Here is a 576-nt window from a genome sequence, read left to right as displayed (position 1 = left end):
CCAGCCGCAGGCTCGCCCGGCGTACGCCCGCTGCGCCCGCGCGCCAGCACCTGCGCGATGACCAGCGACGCGATCGCGACCCCCGCGCTCGCGATCGCCGCGGTCCCGAGCGCCGCCGGGTGCGGGCTGAGCGCCGCGAGGGCGGCCCAGGCGATCGCGACCGGCAGGGCGAGGCGCAGATCGCGCATCAGAGCGTCACGAGGGGCGTGAGCGTCGCGAGCAGCGCGGGCCCGATGCCGGGCACGTCGTCGAGCTGCGCGATGTCGGTGAACGGGCCGTGCTCGTCGCGGTGGGCGACGATCGCCGTCGCGAGCGAGGGCCCGACGCGCGGCAGCGCCTCGAGCACCGCCTGGTCGGCGCGGTTGAGCGAGACGAGGCCGCCCGCTCCCCCGCCCGAGCCCGTTGCCGGTGCGCTCGCCGACGCCGCCTGCTCCTCGAGCGTGGGCACGTCGAGCTGCTCGCCGTCGACCACCGCTCGCGCGAGGTTCAGCGCGCCCGGGGCCGCCTCGGCGCTCGTGCCGCCCGCGCGCGCGAGCGCGTCGAGCACGCGCGCGCCGGCCGGCAGCCGGTACACCC

Annotated in this window: 2 protein-coding genes; both read right to left on the bottom strand. The window is 79.3% G+C overall.

Features of this window, described 5'->3' with window-relative positions; genetic code table 11:
* Positions 1–188 (bottom strand): hypothetical protein (locus NWP09_RS13195; protein WP_258275935.1); only part of this gene is annotated, 188 nt, incomplete at its 3' end.
* Positions 188–576: helix-hairpin-helix domain-containing protein (locus tag NWP09_RS13190; protein ID WP_309137127.1), on the bottom strand; the 389-nt coding region annotated here is incomplete at its 5' end. The genes NWP09_RS13190 and NWP09_RS13195, both read right to left, overlap by 1 nt.

It is taken from the genome of Agrococcus sp. HG114 (assembly GCF_024723325.1).
GTDB lineage: Bacteria > Actinomycetota > Actinomycetes > Actinomycetales > Microbacteriaceae > Agrococcus.
Note: the sequence above shows the minus strand (reverse complement) of the source record. Positions and strands in the feature narration are given on the sequence as shown.